Annotated in this window: 16 protein-coding genes and 1 pseudogene; 12 read left to right on the forward strand and 5 right to left on the reverse strand. The window is 66.4% G+C overall.

What is annotated here, in order from left to right:
• Positions 1-6 precede the first annotated feature (6 nt).
• From ACZ5KU_RS11555 to ACZ5KU_RS11600, 10 genes and pseudogenes are all read left to right on the forward strand, one after another.
• Positions 7-1,887: an IucA/IucC family protein gene (locus tag ACZ5KU_RS11555; RefSeq protein ID WP_464737174.1), complete on the forward strand. Its 1,881-nt coding sequence runs from the start codon at positions 7-9 to the stop codon at positions 1,885-1,887.
• Positions 1,881-2,654 (forward strand): HpcH/HpaI aldolase family protein, encoded by a 774-nt coding sequence (locus ACZ5KU_RS11560; protein WP_054057941.1) that lies wholly within the window; start codon positions 1,881-1,883, stop codon positions 2,652-2,654. Before ACZ5KU_RS11555 ends, ACZ5KU_RS11560 begins: the two co-directional genes overlap by 7 nt.
• Positions 2,655-2,658: 4 nt before the next feature.
• Positions 2,659-4,527, forward strand: coding sequence for an IucA/IucC family protein (locus ACZ5KU_RS11565; protein ID WP_464737175.1), 1,869 nt, complete (start codon positions 2,659-2,661; stop codon positions 4,525-4,527).
• Positions 4,517-5,413, forward strand: a complete 897-nt coding sequence (locus tag ACZ5KU_RS11570) for an ABC transporter substrate-binding protein (protein ID WP_054062679.1) — start codon at positions 4,517-4,519, stop codon at positions 5,411-5,413. The genes ACZ5KU_RS11565 and ACZ5KU_RS11570 overlap by 11 nt, the downstream gene beginning before the upstream one ends.
• Positions 5,410-6,384, forward strand: a pseudogene (locus ACZ5KU_RS11575) (FecCD family ABC transporter permease); the annotation flags it as partial. The gene ACZ5KU_RS11570 and the pseudogene ACZ5KU_RS11575, both read left to right, overlap by 4 nt.
• Positions 6,385-6,390: 6 nt before the next feature.
• Positions 6,391-7,422, forward strand: a complete 1,032-nt coding sequence (locus tag ACZ5KU_RS11580; RefSeq protein WP_464737400.1) for a FecCD family ABC transporter permease — start codon at positions 6,391-6,393, stop codon at positions 7,420-7,422.
• 10 nt (positions 7,423-7,432) lie between these two features.
• Positions 7,433-8,224, forward strand: coding sequence for an ABC transporter ATP-binding protein (locus ACZ5KU_RS11585; RefSeq protein ID WP_273825614.1), 792 nt, complete (start codon positions 7,433-7,435; stop codon positions 8,222-8,224).
• The gene (locus ACZ5KU_RS11590) at positions 8,221-9,000 is read left to right on the forward strand and encodes an IucA/IucC family C-terminal-domain containing protein (RefSeq protein WP_416772865.1); all 780 of its coding nucleotides are present in this window, start codon (positions 8,221-8,223) and stop codon (positions 8,998-9,000) included. The genes ACZ5KU_RS11585 and ACZ5KU_RS11590 overlap by 4 nt, the downstream gene beginning before the upstream one ends.
• Entirely contained in the window at positions 8,991-9,623 is a 633-nt protein-coding gene (locus tag ACZ5KU_RS11595) for an RraA family protein (protein WP_054059380.1), read from the forward strand. The genes ACZ5KU_RS11590 and ACZ5KU_RS11595 overlap by 10 nt, the downstream gene beginning before the upstream one ends.
• A gap of 116 nt (positions 9,624-9,739) precedes the next feature.
• Positions 9,740-10,066 carry a hypothetical protein gene (locus ACZ5KU_RS11600; RefSeq protein ID WP_054059381.1) on the forward strand — a complete coding sequence of 109 codons (327 nt, stop codon included), beginning with the start codon at positions 9,740-9,742 and terminating at the stop codon, positions 10,064-10,066.
• Positions 10,067-10,213: 147 nt separating this feature from the next.
• Here ACZ5KU_RS11600 and ACZ5KU_RS11605 read toward each other — a convergent pair whose 3' ends face one another.
• A complete protein-coding gene (locus ACZ5KU_RS11605) occupies positions 10,214-10,942 on the reverse strand; it encodes an AraC family transcriptional regulator (RefSeq protein ID WP_464737176.1) in 729 nt (242 codons plus the stop codon).
• A 164-nt stretch (positions 10,943-11,106) separates the two neighbouring features.
• Between ACZ5KU_RS11605 and ACZ5KU_RS11610 the strand changes: the two genes are divergently transcribed.
• Both ACZ5KU_RS11610 and ACZ5KU_RS11615 read left to right on the forward strand, forming a co-directional pair.
• A complete protein-coding gene (locus ACZ5KU_RS11610; RefSeq protein WP_464737177.1) occupies positions 11,107-11,382 on the forward strand; it encodes a hypothetical protein in 276 nt (91 codons plus the stop codon).
• A gap of 2 nt (positions 11,383-11,384) precedes the next feature.
• Positions 11,385-12,296, forward strand: a complete 912-nt coding sequence (locus tag ACZ5KU_RS11615; RefSeq protein WP_464737178.1) for an MFS transporter — start codon at positions 11,385-11,387, stop codon at positions 12,294-12,296.
• A 7-nt stretch (positions 12,297-12,303) separates the two neighbouring features.
• Here the strand turns inward: ACZ5KU_RS11615 and ACZ5KU_RS11620 are convergent, their stop codons facing one another.
• The 4 genes from ACZ5KU_RS11620 to ACZ5KU_RS11635 all read right to left on the reverse strand — a co-directional run bounded on the left by ACZ5KU_RS11620 (position 12,304) and on the right by ACZ5KU_RS11635 (position 14,842).
• Entirely contained in the window at positions 12,304-12,915 is a 612-nt protein-coding gene (locus tag ACZ5KU_RS11620) for a hypothetical protein (protein ID WP_464737179.1), read from the reverse strand.
• Complete coding sequence (locus ACZ5KU_RS11625) at positions 12,843-13,412, reverse strand: saccharopine dehydrogenase NADP-binding domain-containing protein (RefSeq protein WP_464737180.1); 570 nt, start codon at positions 13,410-13,412, stop codon at positions 12,843-12,845. Before ACZ5KU_RS11625 ends, ACZ5KU_RS11620 begins: the two co-directional genes overlap by 73 nt.
• A gap of 98 nt (positions 13,413-13,510) precedes the next feature.
• Complete coding sequence (locus ACZ5KU_RS11630) at positions 13,511-13,867, reverse strand: VOC family protein (RefSeq protein ID WP_464737181.1); 357 nt, start codon at positions 13,865-13,867, stop codon at positions 13,511-13,513.
• A gap of 153 nt (positions 13,868-14,020) precedes the next feature.
• Positions 14,021-14,842: an aldo/keto reductase gene (locus ACZ5KU_RS11635; protein ID WP_464737182.1), complete on the reverse strand. Its 822-nt coding sequence runs from the start codon at positions 14,840-14,842 to the stop codon at positions 14,021-14,023.
• Between the last annotated feature and the right edge of the window lie 108 nt (positions 14,843-14,950).

A 14,950-nucleotide genomic window follows, 5' to 3' on the forward strand; every position in this document is an offset into this window, starting at 1 on the left:
ACGGACATGACGACTTTCGAATTGGCAACCGCTCAATGGCTGAAAACGCCACTCGGCCACCCGGCCAGCACCGCCTGGCTGGCCACGGTCGACAAGCGCTGCCGGGCCACCGTGCAGCAGCGGGTGGTCGGGCAACTGCTGCAGACCCTGCTGTATGAAGCGGTTCTGCCCTATGAGGCGCAACCGCTGGGCGACGGCCTGCATCGTTTCACCGTACACGGCCGTGATGCCCGACAGGCCCCGGTGCAGTACCACTGCAAGGGCCTGCTCAGCGACAGCTTCGCGGTGATCCGCCTCGAACATGGCAGCCTGGAGCGGGTCGACGGCAACGGTCAGCGCAGCACCCCGGACCTGCACCAAGCCCTGGCCGAATGGCTCGGCGAGTTCCGCGACAGCCCGCACCTGGCCCGTTTCATCCTCGAACTGGAGCAGACCCAGCTCAAGGACCTGCAGGCCCGTAGCCAGGGCTATGCCGCCGCGGTGCCGGCCCATGAACTGGACGTGGATGCCCTGGAGCAGCATTTCATGGACGCCCACAGCTATCACCCCTGCTACAAGTCGCGCATCGGTTTCTCCCTGGCGGACAACCTCCGCTACGGTCCGGAGTTCGCCACGCCGATCGCCGTGGTCTGGCTGGCGGTGGCCAACTCGCGGGCGGCGGTCAACCACTCGCGCAACCTCGACTTCGCGGCGTTTATCCGCCAGGAGTTCGGTGCCGCGCGCTGGGAACAACTGGCCAGCAGCCTGGCCGGGCAGGGGCGCAGTATCGACGATTACCAGTTGCTGCCGGTGCACCCCTGGCAGTGGGAGAACACCATCGTCGCGACGTTCTACCCGGAACTGCTCAGTGGCGAGCTGATCTACCTGGGCACCTCCGACGATACCTACAAGGCCCAGCAGTCGATCCGCACGCTGGCCAATGCCAGCGTCAGGGAGCGCCCGTACGTCAAGCTGGCGATGAGCATGACCAACACCTCCAGTACCCGCATCCTGGCGCGGCATACGGTGATGAACGGACCGATCATCACCGACTGGCTGCAGCAGCTGATTGCAAGCGACGCCACCGCCCGCGCGCTGGATTTCGTCATCCTCGGCGAAGTCGCCGGGGTCAGCTTCGACTACGACCATCTGCCCGAGTCCCGGGCGCCGCAGACCTACGGCACCCTCGGGGCGATCTGGCGCGAGAGCCTGCACCCGTACCTCAGGGCCGACGAGCAGGCGGTGCCGTTCAACGGCCTGAGCCATGTGGAGAATCGTTACGGCGAGGGCACGCAGGCGCCGTTCATCGATGCCTGGATCCGCCAGTACGGCCTGCAGGCCTGGACCCGCCAGCTGCTGCAGGTCACCGTGCCGCCGATCATCCACATGCTCTACGCCGAGGGCATCGGCATGGAGTCCCACGGCCAGAACATCGTGCTGATCGTCAAGCAGGGGTGGCCGCAGCGTATCGCCCTCAAGGACTTCCACGACGGTGTCCGCTATTCGCCGGCCCATCTGGCGCGCCCGGAACTGTGCCCGACCCTGGTCCCGCTGCCGGCCAGCCACGCCAGGCTCAACCGCAACTCGTTCATCATCACCGACGATGTCGAGGCGGTACGCGACTTCTCCTGCGACTGCTTCTTCTTCATCTGCCTGACCGAAATGGCGATCTTCCTGCGCCAGCAGTACCAGTTGGACGAAGCGCTGTTCTGGCAGATGACCGCCGAGGTGATCCTGGCCTACCAGGCGGCCCATCCGCAGCACCGTGAGCGTTTCGCGCTGTTCGACGTATTCGCGCCCAGCTACGAGGTCGAGGAGTTGACCAAGCGCCGGCTGCTCGGTGACGGCGAGCGGCGCTTCCGCTCGGTACCCAACCCGCTGCACGCCTACAGGCCGCAAGCATGCTGAGGACCAACCAGCTCAAGCGCAAGTTGCAGGCGGGCGAGACGGTCTACGGCCTGATCAGCTCGATCCCGGCGGCGGCGGCCATCGAGCTGATCGCCGAGGCCGGTTTCGACTTCGTGATCATCGACATGGAACATGTGCTGATCAACCCGGAAACCGTCGAGCACATGATTCGCACCGCCGAATCCTATGGTCTTACGCCACTGGTGCGGGTCGCCGATCTCAACCCCAAGACCCTGCTGCGCCTGCTCGATGGCGGAGCCCAGGGCATCGTCCTGCCGATGATCGAAAGCCCCGGGCAACTGGCCGAGGCCATCGCCGCCTGCAAGTACCACCCGCTGGGGCGGCGCAGCCTCAACGCCGGGCGCCCCGGCGCGTTCGGCAAGCACAGCCTGGCGCAGTACGTCGGCGAGGCCAATGAGCAGATCATGCTGGTGGCGATGATCGAGAGCGCCGAAGGCGTTCGTCGCGCCGCCGAGATCGCCGCGGTACCGGGCCTGGACATGATCCTCGAAGGCGCCGCCGACCTGTCGCAATCGCTGGGCATGCCCTGGCGGATCGACCAGCCGGCGGTTCAGCAGGCGCTGTTCGACACCTGGCAGGCCGCGCAGGCCGTCGGCGTGCCGTATTGCACCATCCCCCGACAACCCGGTGATGCCGCCCGCTGGCAGGAACGGGGCGTGCGCGCCTTTGTTCTCGGCGATGAGCGCGGTATTGCCTTCCGGGCGCTGCAAGCGCGCCTGGCCACCCTTTCTGCAGAAGGAAAATGACTCGATGAACTTCACTTCACGTGCCGCCGATCTGGTGATGCAGGATCTGGTCGACTGCCTGCTGGCGGAAGACTTCTTTGGCAGCGAACCGCTGAACCTGGTGGACACCGCCCACTGGCAACTGGCTCATCCGCAGGCGCCGCTGCTGGCCGAGGCGAGCCCGCAGCAGCGTATCTGGGAGTGGTGTTGCGATGCGGCGGAGCAGCGCTTCATCAGCATCGCCCTGCGTCCCGGCATCACCCAGCAATGGGAGAAGGTGCCAGGTACGCCGGTGCTGGCGCGCCAGGGCGAAAGCTGGGCCCGACTGTCGCCCGAGGACTTCATGCAGCGGGTGTTCAGCGGCCTGGCGCCGCGCCTGCAGGGCAATGAAAAGGGCCTGGCGCTGTTTCTCGAAGTGCTGCGCATCAGTGTCTGGCAGACCGCGCTGTCGCTGGAACACCGCATCGACCACCAGGACCTGATGGCACAGGATGGCGCGACCTTCTTTCGCACCATGGAGCAGTGGGCGTCGCTGCGCGATCGTCCGTACCACCCGCTGGCGAAGGCCAAGCAGGGCCTGGACGAGGACGAGTACCGGCGCTACCAGGCCGAGTTCGCCCAGCCGGTGAGCCTGCATTGGGTCGCGGTGGACAAGACCCTGCTGCAATGCGGCGACGGGGTCGGGGACCTCGAACAGTCCTTCCCGGCGCGCTACCTGCTGCCGGAGAACCTGCAGGCCGAGCTGGAACAGGAACTGCGTGGGCTGGGGATCGAGCGCAGCCACGTCGCCCTGCCGGTTCACCCCTGGCAGTTCGAACATGTGCTGGAGGCACAGCTGGGCTCGGCGTTCGCGCGCGGTGACTGCCGCCGCCTGGCCTTCCAGGGCGCGCCGGTGTTCGCCACGTCGTCGCTGCGGTCCATGACCCCGTGCTTCGCGAGTGCCGACTACCTCAAGTTGCCGATGGCGATCTACTCCCTCGGTGCCTCGCGTTACCTGCCGGCGGTGAAGATGATCAACGGCGGCCTCAGCGAGAACCTGCTGCGCCAGGCGCTGACCCGCGACGAGACCCTGGCGCGCTCGCTGCATCTGTGCGACGAGGGCAAGTGGTGGGCGTTCATGCCGCCCGAGGCGACCTTGTTCGACGAGGCGCCGCGGCACCTGTCGGCGATGGTGCGGGGCTATCCGAAGGCATTGCTCGACGATCCCGAGTGCCGCCTGCTGCCGATGGCCGCGCTGGGCGCGCCGCTGCCCGACAGCGACCGGCACTTCTTCGACGAGTGGCTGGAGTATCGCCAGTTGCCGCGCAACCAGGCTTCGGTGCTGACCCTGTTTCGCGAACTGAGCCACAGCTTCTTCGACATCAACCTGCGCATGCTGCGCATCGGCATGCTCGGCGAGGTCCATGGGCAGAACGCGGTGCTGGTGTGGAAGGCCGGCCAGGCCCAGGGCCTGCTGTTGCGCGATCATGACTCGCTGCGCATCTTCGTGCCGTGGCTGGAGCGCAACGGCATGGCCGACCCGGTCTACCGGATCAAGAAGGGCCATGCCAACACCCTTTACCACGAGTGTCCCGAGGATCTGCTGTTCTGGCTGCAGACCCTGGGCATCCAGGTCAACGTGCGGGCGATCATCGACACCCTGGCGCAGGTCTATGCGGTGCCGGTGACGGCCTTGTGGACGGTGTTGCGCGATGTGCTCGAAGGCCTGTTGCAGAGCATCGAATTCGACGACGAGGCCCGGGCGATGATCCAGCGCCAGTTGTTCGAGGTACCGCGCTGGCCGCAGAAGCTGCTGCTGACGCCGATGATCGCCCGCGCCGGTGGGCCGGGCAGCATGCCGTTCGGCAAGGGCGAGGTGGTCAACCCGTTCCACAGGTTGCGCCGTGAAGTCTGAGCGTTCCTGGCATCCTTCCAGGCGCAGCGTGCTGCGCCTGTCCCTCGGCCTGCTGGCCCTGCCGACCCTGGCCCGGGCCGAGGGGCCGCGGCTGGTCACGCTGTTCCAGGGCGCCACCGACTGCGCCGTGGCCCTGGGGCTGACGCCGGTCGGCGTGGTCGACTCGCCTACCGAGAAACCGACGTTTCGCTACCTGCGTCCGGCATTGGCCGGTGTCGCCCATGTCGGCCTGGAAACCCAGCCGAGCCTGGAGGACATCGTCCTGCTCAAGCCGGACGTGATCGTCGCCTCGCGGTTTCGCCACCAGCGTATCGCGCCGTTGCTGGAGCGCATGGGCAGGGTGCTGATGCTCGAAGAGGTTTTCGAGTTCAAGCGGACCCTGGCGCTGATGGGCGTGGCGCTCAACCGTCAGCAGGCGGCCAGCGACCTGCTCGGACAGTGGCAGCAGCGGGTCATCCGCCTGCGCGAGCAGTTGCAGGCGAAGTTCGCCGGGCGCTGGCCGCTGACCGTCTCGGTGCTGGATGTGCGCGAAGACCATGTGCGCAGCTACCTGCCGGGCAGCTTCGCCGGCTCCGTGCTCACCGAGCTGGGTTTCGACTGGAACCCGGTGGCCCGTGGCGCGCATGGCACCTATATGAAACTCACCAGTAAAGAGAGCCTGCCTGTGGTCGATGCCGACCTGTTTTTCGTTTTCCAGCGCACGGACAGCCAGACCGTGCAGCACAACTATGAGCGTCTGTTGCATTACCCGTTCTGGCAGCACCTGCGCGCTCCGCGGGATGGCCAGGTCTGGCGGGTCGACAGCATCGCCTGGAGTTTTTCCGGCGGTATCCTCGGGGCCAACCAGATGCTCGATGACATCGCCCGGGTGGTGGCCTCCTCATGAGTCGTGGTTCGAAACTGAGCCTGGCGCTGCTGCTGATGTTGCTGTCCTGCCTGTTGAGCCTGGCGGCGGGTGCCACCTGGATCTCTCCGGCACAGCTGTTGAGTGGCCTGATGCAGGCCGACAGCCTCAGCGCCGGCGAGCAACTGATCGTCAGCACCCGCCTGGCGCGGACCCTGATGGCGATCGCGGTCGGGTCCAGCCTGGCCGTGGCCGGCGCGCTGATGCAGGCATTGACGCGCAACCCGCTGGCCTCGCCGGGGCTGTTCGGGGTGAACGCCGGTGCGACCTTTTCGATCATCCTCGGTTCGTCGCTGTTGGCCCTGTCGTCGATGCAGCAATGGCTGTGGTGCGCCTTTCTCGGCGCGGCGCTGGCCGGCGCCCTGGTGTGGCTGATCGGCAACCGGGGCGAGAGCAGTCTCAGCCCGTTGCGTATCGTGCTGGCCGGGGCGGCGGTGACCGCGCTGTTCTCCGCCTTCAGCCAGGCCTTGCTGGTGGTCAACGAGGAGGGCCTGGACACGGTGCTGTTCTGGCTCGCCGGTTCGCTCTCCGAGCGTGACCTGGCGATGGCCGCACCGCTGCTGGTCGGCGTGTCGTTCGCGTTGTTCGGCGCCTGGCTGCTGGCCGGCCAGGTCAATGTGCTGAGCGCCGGCGAGGCGATCGCCACCGGGCTGGGGCAGCGTACCGGCTCGATCCGCCTGCTGATGAGCGTGCTGATCGTCGGCCTGGCCGGCAGTGCGGTGGCACTGGCCGGCAGCATCGGTTTCATCGGTCTGCTGGTGCCGCACATGGTGCGCAAGAGCCTGTCCGTCGATCATCGCTGGCTGCTGCCGGGCTGCGCGGTGCTCGGCGCGACGCTACTGTTGCTGGCCGATACCCTGGCGCGGGTGGTGATCCTGCCGCAGGAGGTGCCGGTGGGGGTGATGACCGCGTTCTTCGGGGCGCCGTTCTTCATTGTCCTGGCTCGACGGGGGCTCGTCATGGCTAGGCCTGTGACCGTACGTAACGGGGTCTTTTCCCGGCAGCTCGACCTCTCCAGCCTGGGCCGCCTGGTGCTGGCGTTGCTGCTGACCCTGCTGGTGATGCTCGGTGCGCTGGCGCTGGGCAAGGTCAACCTGTCACCGCTGACCGTGTTGCGCGTGCTCGCCGGCGGCGCGGACCCGGGGCTGACCTTCATCGTCGAGCAACTGCGCCTGCCCCGTCTGGTGCTGGCGGCTCTGGTGGGGGCGGCGCTGGCGGTGTCCGGGCTGATCCTGCAGAGCATCATTCGCAACCCGCTGGCCTCGCCGGATCTGCTGGGCATCACCAGTGGCGCCAGCGCCGCGGCGGTGGGCTACCTGTCGTTCTTCTCGCTGGCCCTGGGTTCGCAGTTCCTGCCGCTGGCGGCGATGGCCGGAGCCGGCCTGGCGGCGCTGGCGATCTACCTGCTGGCCTGGAAGCAGGGCACGTCGCCGCTGCGCCTGGTGCTGATCGGCGTCGGCGTGTCGGCGCTGCTGGCGGCGGTGACCACCTTCCTGCTGGTGTTCAGCCCGTTGACCACCACCCTGTCGGCCTATGTCTGGCTGACGGGCAGTGTCTACGGCGCCAGTTGGCCGGAGCCGCGGGCCCTGGCCGGCTGTCTGCTGGCGATCCTGCCGTTGCTGCTCTGGCTGGCCCGGCAGGTGCGGGTGCAGCAACTGGACGACGACCTGGCCCGGGGTATCGGCGCCCGGGTGCAGTGGCTGCGCGCCGGGCTGTTGCTGGTCAGCGTGGCCCTGGCCGGTGCGGCCGTGGCCTGGGGCGGGGCGATCGCCTTCGTCGGGCTGGTCGCCCCGCATATCGCCAAGCGCCTGGTGGCGCCGGGGTTTGCCGGGCAGGCGCTGATGTCGGCGCTGGTCGGCGCGAACCTGGTGATGCTGGCCGACCTGGTCGGGCGCACGCTGTTTCTGCCCCTGGACCTGCCCGCGGGTATTTTCGTCGCGGTGCTGGGCACACCGTTCTTTCTCTATCTCCTGATCAACCAGCGGCACTGAGGAATTGCAGATGGCATCCATTACAGCCCAAGGCCTGACCCTGAGTTACCAGCGCCAGGCAATCATCGAAGGGCTCGACTTGCAACTGCCCCAGGGCCAGGTGTCGGTACTGATCGGCAGCAACGGCTGCGGCAAGAGCACCCTGCTCAAATCCTTCGCCCGGCTGCTCAAACCGCAGCAGGGGCGGGTGATCCTCAACGGCACCGACATCCATCGCAAGTCGACGGCGACGGTGGCCCGCGAACTGGCGATCCTGCCGCAGATGCCGAGCGCGCCCGAGGGTATCAGCGTGCGGCAACTGGTGGCGCTGGGGCGCTACCCGTACCAGAACTGGATGCAGCAGTGGTCGCAGCAGGACGAGGCGATGGTCGAGCGCGCCCTGCAGCAGACCGGCACGCTGGAGTTGGCCGAGCGTCCGGTGGACGCGCTGTCCGGCGGCCAGCGGCAGCGGGCGTGGATCGCCATGACCCTGGCCCAGGACACCGAGATGGTTCTGCTCGACGAGCCGACCACCTTTCTCGACCTGGCTCACCAGATCGAAGTCCTCGACCTGCTGCGCGACCTCAATCGCCAGGAGGGCAAGACCATCGTCATGGTCCTGCACGACCTGAACCTGGCCTGCCGCTACGCCGACCACATGGTCGCGGTGCACCAGCGCACGGCCTTCGCCCAGGGGCGCCCGGCGGACATTCTCAGCGAGGCGCTGGTCAAGCAGGTGTTCAACCTCAACTGCCGGATCATCAGCGACCCGTTCTTCGGAACACCGCTGTGCATCCCGTTTGGCCGGGAATTGCCGCAATGACCCTGGCCCATCTGTTCACCGACGCACAGTGGGCGCTGCTGTCCGGGGCGCTGCGGCTCAAGCCGGTACAGCAGAGCGACCCGCGTTCGCTGCCGGCGCGGGCCCTGCTCGATGAGACGACCTGCGAAGACCTGCTGCAGGCGCTGGGTCCGGTGATCGGTTCGCCGACCCTGGCGATCACCGCTTCGCTGCTGGCCAAGCGTTTCTCCTTTCTCGGCACCGGCGCCTGCCTGTACGCGATGTCGGTGTACGACAAGGGCCTGCTGCTGTCGCTGGACAACTGCCGGGTCGAGTACGGGCATGACGATGGCCTGTGGACCTCGTCGATGCCGCTGGATCAGCCCCAGGCGTTCGGCTACGCGCCGGGGCAGCGCGAGGCCTGGCGCGAGTCCATCGTCTCCAGCCTGTTCGCCGGAACGTTCCAGCCGCTGTGGCAGACTTTCTACCGAGTCACCGGCATTTCCCGCAGGATTCTCTGGGAGAACACCGCGGTGCGGGTCTTTTCGCTGTACGAGAAGCGCATGGCCAAGGTCGAGGACCCCTTGATTCGCCAGCGCTGCGAGGCTGATTTCCACTGGCTGCTGAACGAGGCCGAGCCGGCCTTGTTCGGCCTGGACTACAACCCGCTCCGGCATTTTCGCCGACCGCCGACGATCCTTGAAAACGAAGGCAAGCGCATCCGCTTTCGACGCACCTGCTGCTTCTACTACGAGGCGAGCCATCCGGTCGAATACTGTTCCACCTGCCCCCTGCTGAGGCCGAAGAAATGTCGCTGAACCCACGAATCGCACCGCGTCGGCAACTGGTCGACGCAGCACTGCTGCTGCAGTACCGGAGTATTTCCAGCTCCACCATCGGCCATGTGCTCGACACGGGCTACCTGCGGGGCCTGAGGCCGTTGTTCGAGGGCATCCACATGATCGGCAACGTGGTGACGGCCAGGCTGCGCACACCCGATGGCAGCATCCTGCGCGATGCCTTGCTGTGTTGCGAGCCGGGTGATGTGCTGGTGATCGAATGCGAGGGCGACCGCGAGTGTGCCTGCTGGGGCGAGTTGCGCACCCTGGCGGCGCTGATCAAGGGGTTGGCCGGCGTGGTGGTGTCCGGCGCGGTGACCGACGTCGCGGCGCTGCGCGAGCACCGTCTGCCGATCTTCAGCCGAGGCGTCAGCGCACTGACCACCCGCAGCCTGGGGCAGAGCGGCGAACTCAACCTGCCGGTGCGGGTCGGTGACGTCCAGGTCCAGCCGGGTGACCTGGCTATCGGTGACGATGACGGGGTGTTTATCCTCACGGCACAGCAGGCCCGGGAACTGTTGCCGCAGTTCGTGGCGAAGGAAAATGCCGATCGCCTGCGCCGGGCGGGGCTTCTTGCCAAGTTGATCGCCAAGGGGGCCTGATTCTGCAAGGTGGAAAGCAAACGGTGACAACGATCGCAGCGGACGACAGACAACTCTGGTAAAGTTCGTTAGCTTACTACATATCCAGTTGCCTACCTGTAATCGAGACACCCGCAATGAGCAATGTCCTGAGCGAAGAGGAGATGCGCCTGGCGCTGTTCGGCTCCCTGCGCCCGAGTGCTGAACCGATCTCCCCGCAAGTACCTGAACCCAAGCTTGTCGTCACCCCGGCAGCGCCCGCCAAACCCCGGCCCGTCGCCAAGGCTCTGTCGCCAAAGCTGCGGGTGATCCTGCACGCGACCAAGGAGTTCGAAGGCGAGATCGAGGAGTTGGTGTACGACGCCAACACCCTGAGCACCTTCACCGCCGAGCAGGAGGCCAAGGCCGCGGCGAAAAAGAAGAAGTTTCGCTACTTCGAGGTGATTTCGATCAAGCCGATCTAGGCTGTGTACGAAATTGTTTGAAACGCAGGTTAGGCAAGGCAAAAACCGGCGAGGAAGCGCAGTTGACTGGTTGTCAATGAGCATTCCGAGCCGGTTTTTAACGCCGCATAACCAAGTTTCAAGCGATTTCGTACATAGCCTAGGTCTTCAGTCCCGCTCCTGATAGTCCCTGGGCGACTCGCCCAGCAGGCGCCTGAACATCGCCGAAAAGGCGCTCGGGCTGGCGAACCCCAGGCTGTCGGCAATGCGATTGACCGGTTCGCCAGCCTCCAGCAAGGTCAAGGCCCGGGCTACCCGGACCTGCTGTACCCACTGCCGGTAGGTGATGCCGGTTTCGCTGATGAATAACCGGATCAGCGTCCGGCTGCTCGCGCCGACCACCTCGGACCATTGCTCGATGGTCTGTGCCTTGCCCGGCTCCTCCAGTATCTGCTGGCAGATCGTGACCAGACGGCGGTCCCGGGGCCAGGGAATCTCCAGCGGCACCGTCCGCGAATGTTCCAGCTTGTGCAGGATCAGCGTGACGATGCTGCGGTTGGGCGGGTCGTCCGGATACAGCATCGGCTGCTCGGCCAGGGCCAGGATCAGCTCGCGCAGCAGCGTGTCGACCTCGATCACCTTGACCCGCTCACCGAACCGTTCGGCCTGGCTGCGCTCGACGTAGATCGTGCGCATCCGCGTGTCGCTGAGCATCACCTGGTCGTGCACCACCCCCGCCGGAATCCACAGCCCGCGCTGGGGTGGGATGTACCAGATGCCCTGTTCGCTGGCGACCCGCATCAGGCCCTTGCTGGCATAGAGAAACTGCCCCCGCGGATGGCTGTGCGGCGCGTTGTAGCTGCCGGCCGGCTGGTCGCGGGAGAACGCGGTGATCACCCGGGGCAGGTCCTGATAGTCGTGATGATCATCGCTGTGCCCTCGGCTTTGCGGCTGTCACTTTGGCGACGAATATTGGCATTCATGCAAAACCGTCCAGGTCGGTGGCGAACTTAGTATTTGCCACACAAATCAGTTCAGCGATAGATACCTGGAGGCAGCACATGTCAGTCGCCGTTGCACAGAGAACGCGGGCAATCGAATTGATGGCGGGCCTCGGCCTGTTCATCCTGGCGCTGTCGCTGCGACCGGGCATCGTCTCGGTCGGGCCGCTGATCGGCGCGATACAGGCCGAATTCGGCCTGCGGCACGCCCAGGCGGCGCTGCTGACGGCGATACCGGATGTGTGCATGGGCCTGTTCGCCATTTTCATTCCGCGCATCGGTCGCCGCTTCGGCAACGACCGGGTGGTGCTGTTCTCCCTGGCCCTGCTGGGGTAGCGATGGTCCTGCGGGCATTCGCCGGGTCATCGACCGGCCTGCTGTTTTCGACCTTCCTGGTGGGGGTGGGCGTTGCCATCTCCGGCCCGCTGATCGGCGGCTGGATCAAGAGCCACTTCGCCAGCAACGCGGCCATGCTCATGGGCATCTATGCCGCCGGTCTCGGCATAGGCGCCACCCTGGCCGCGGTGGGCAGTGAATACGTGGCGCTGGCCGAGAGTGGCTGGCGTGTGGCGGCGGGTATCTGGGCGGTGCTCTGCGTATTGGCGATGATCAGTTGGCAACGTCTGGCGACGGCGTTCCCGTCCCGACCGCAGGCTGTGCAAAGCGCCAGCGCCCCTGTCAGCCAACCGGCATTTCGCAGCGGCCGGGCCTGGCTGATCGCGGTGTACTTCGGCCTGGGCCAGTTCGTCTGCTATGCCTGTTTCGCCTGGGTGGGGGAGAGCAGTCGGGAACTGGCGATCAACAGCCTGGGATCGGGGCTGAACCTGGGCCTGTTCGCCGCCATCATCGCGATCAGCAGTTTCGTCTCCGGGGTCATGACCCGCTCCACACCGGATCGCCGTGCCTGGCTGGGCGGGTCGGCGGTTCTTTCGGCCGCTGGTGCGGCGGCGCTCTGGCTGGCCCCGGCCCTGCTTGGCGCACTGCCAGTGGTGGCGATTGCCCTGGGGCAGGGCACCTGCTTCGCCCTGGCGATGACCTTGCCACTGGACAACACCCGCACTCATGAGCAAGCCGGCCAATGGACCGCCTTCATGTTGTTCATCGGCTACCTGGTGGCTGCCCTGGGTCCGTTTGCCTTCGGCTTCCTGCGCGATCATACCGGAACCTTCGAGGCGTCTTACGGCCTGCTGGTGGTGGCCTCGCTGGCGATGCTGGTGCTGACGCCGCTGCTTAAGCCGCACAGGCATTGATGGCGTGTCAGGTTTCGCCGTCGACAACTGCCGAGTTGAAGCCCCAGCGCTGGAATTCCGGTTCGAACTCCTGCAGTTGCACCAGGCCCAGGCACGGCATCGCCCCGGTCCGGAGGATTTCCCCCTTGGCCAGCTTGCAGGCCAGCAGCACGGTGGCCATGCAGGGAATCTCCGGGCCGTTGCCGCCGGGGGCGGTCAGTTGCCAGGTCAGGCTGCCGGGTGTGCCGTCCTGGCGCAGGCCGCGCAGGTGCACGCGCATGGCGCCCAGGTCGCTGCCGAAGCGGTCCAGGGCCTTTCTCGACAAGGCATCCAGCTGTGCGGCAAACCGGCTGATCGGCAGTGGCATGCCCAGGCGCCGCAAGGCTGCCGCCAGCCACAGGCCGGCATGTTCCAGGCGCAGTTCCAGGGCGGCATGGAATTCGACATCGCGGACCCCGGCATAACGGGCTGGGAACAAGGCCAGGTCCGGCACGTCGCAGGCCGCGCCCCAACGGCGCCCCATGCCGGCGAAGCGGAAGGTGCGGATGTCCTGCCAGCCGTACTTTTTCACCCAGGCGCCACCGTTCCAGCGGTCAAAAGCCAGGCCGGCGTAGCCGAACACCGCCTGGATGGTCGCCACGCCGCGAGGCGCCTGCTGGCCGGGGCGATGGCGGTGCTGATGCTGTCCAGGCGGGCGAAGGACCGGGCCAGGTGGTCGACTACCGCCGAGGAGAGGCCCGGTACGCTGCTGGCACCGGAGACGGCCAGTACGCCGGCCGCTCGTGCCTGCGCATCGACATTGGCGGCGAAGCGGTCGACGAAGTCGCGGCCGTCGGCCAGGTCGATGTAGTGCGCTCCGGCGGCGCAGGCCGCCAGGGCAACCCGATAGTCCTGGCCCTGGAAGGGCCCGGCGCAGTGGATGACCAGGTCCGGCCTGGCCTCGGCAAGGCGTTGCTCGAAATCGGCGGCTTCGATATCAAGCCGCAGGGTGGCGACGGTCTGCCCATTGTCGAAGCGGTGCCGGCCCGCGCTGGCGCTGCGGCTGGCGGCAATCGGCTCCAGGCCGGGCCCCAGCGCCAGGCGCCGACAAATCCGCGCGCCGAAATTGCCCAGGCCGCCGATGACGATGATACGCACGATTCATCCTTGAATGAGGGAAGAGGGCGGCAGTATATGGGAGCTGCCTTGCAGAAGGAGATTCTGTGAATACTGCCGGCTTGGACTGCCCCAAGTCGTTACTGCTGGTCGCTCCAGACCGCCAGTTCGTAGCCATCCGGGTCGATGAAGTGGAAGCGGCTGCCACCGGGGAACGAGAACCGTGCCCGGCTGATGGTCGCGCCCGCGGCTTCGATCTTCTGCTGGATCGCCTCGAGATCCTGCCCATAGAGAATCACCAGCGGCCCACCCGGCCGCACCGGCTCTCCGGTGGTGAAGCCACCGGTCAGGCGGCCGTCGCTGAACTCGGTGTAGCTGGGGCCATAGTCGACGAAGCTCCAGCCGAACACTTCGCCATAGAAGGTCTTGCTGCGCGCGATGTCGCTGACGTTGAACTCGATGTTGTCGATCTGCCGGTCCTTGCCTCGAACACTCATGTGTTACTTCCCTGTTGATGGAGGTTGGAGAGTCTAACCGAGATTCGTCCCGACAGCCTCAGCCGGTGCCCAGCGCCCGCAGGCCGATCGGGCTAGCCTGGAGCTATCGATATTTCCCTGGGTGCGCCCCCATCTTCCAGGAATCACCCCGGCTTACACCATCGCCAACCGATGCTTGCGCTTGGGCGGCATGAACACCCTGCCGATGGCGTCCAGGTCGTGTTCGTCCAGCTCCAGTTGCACCGCAGCCGCGTTGAGCCGCACGTGTTCCAGGTTGACCGCCTTGGGAATCGCCAGCACACCTTCATGGCGGATCACCCAGGCCAGCGCGACCTGGGCCGGGGTGGCGTCGTGGCGAGCGGCGATCTGCCGCAGCGTCGGGCTGTCGAGCAGGGCGCCGCCCTGGCCGACCGGGCAGTAGGCCATCAGCGGCAGGTTGTGCTGTTGCCACCAGGGCAGCAGGTCGAACTCGATGCCGCGCTCTTGCAGGTTGTACAGCACCTGGTTGGTGGCGCAGAACGGCGAGGCCAATTCCTGCAGGTCTTCGACATCGAAATTGGACACGCCCCAGCGACCGATCCGGCCCTGCTCGCGCAGGCGCTCGAAGGCTTCGACCGTCTCTTCCAGCGGATACTGGCCGCGCCAGTGCAGCAGGTACAGATCGATGTATTCGGTGCCCAGGCGCCTGAGGCTGCGTTCGCAGGCCAGGGGAATACCCTTGCCGCTGGCGTTGTGCGGATAGACCTTGCTGACCAGGAACAGCTTGTCGCGTTGCCCGGCGATGGCCTGGCCGACCACTTCCTCGGCACCGCCGTCGCCATACATCTCGGCGGTATCGATCAGGGTCATGCCCAGGTCGATACCCGCCTGCAGGGCACGCACCTCATGGGCGCGCTGCTGGCGATCCTCGCCCATGCGCCAGGTGCCCTGGCCGATGACGGGGACGGCCACGCCGGCCAGATCGAGCGTTCGCATTGAAGTCTCCTTGAAATACCGGGGGTATCCGTGTGGCAACGGTCGGTCCGCGAGGTTCCGCCATGCCGGTTTCCGAAAGCTGATTCTAGCCACGCAGGAAGGATGTTC

The sequence above is a fragment of the Pseudomonas sp. Tof1 genome (genome assembly GCF_055390395.1).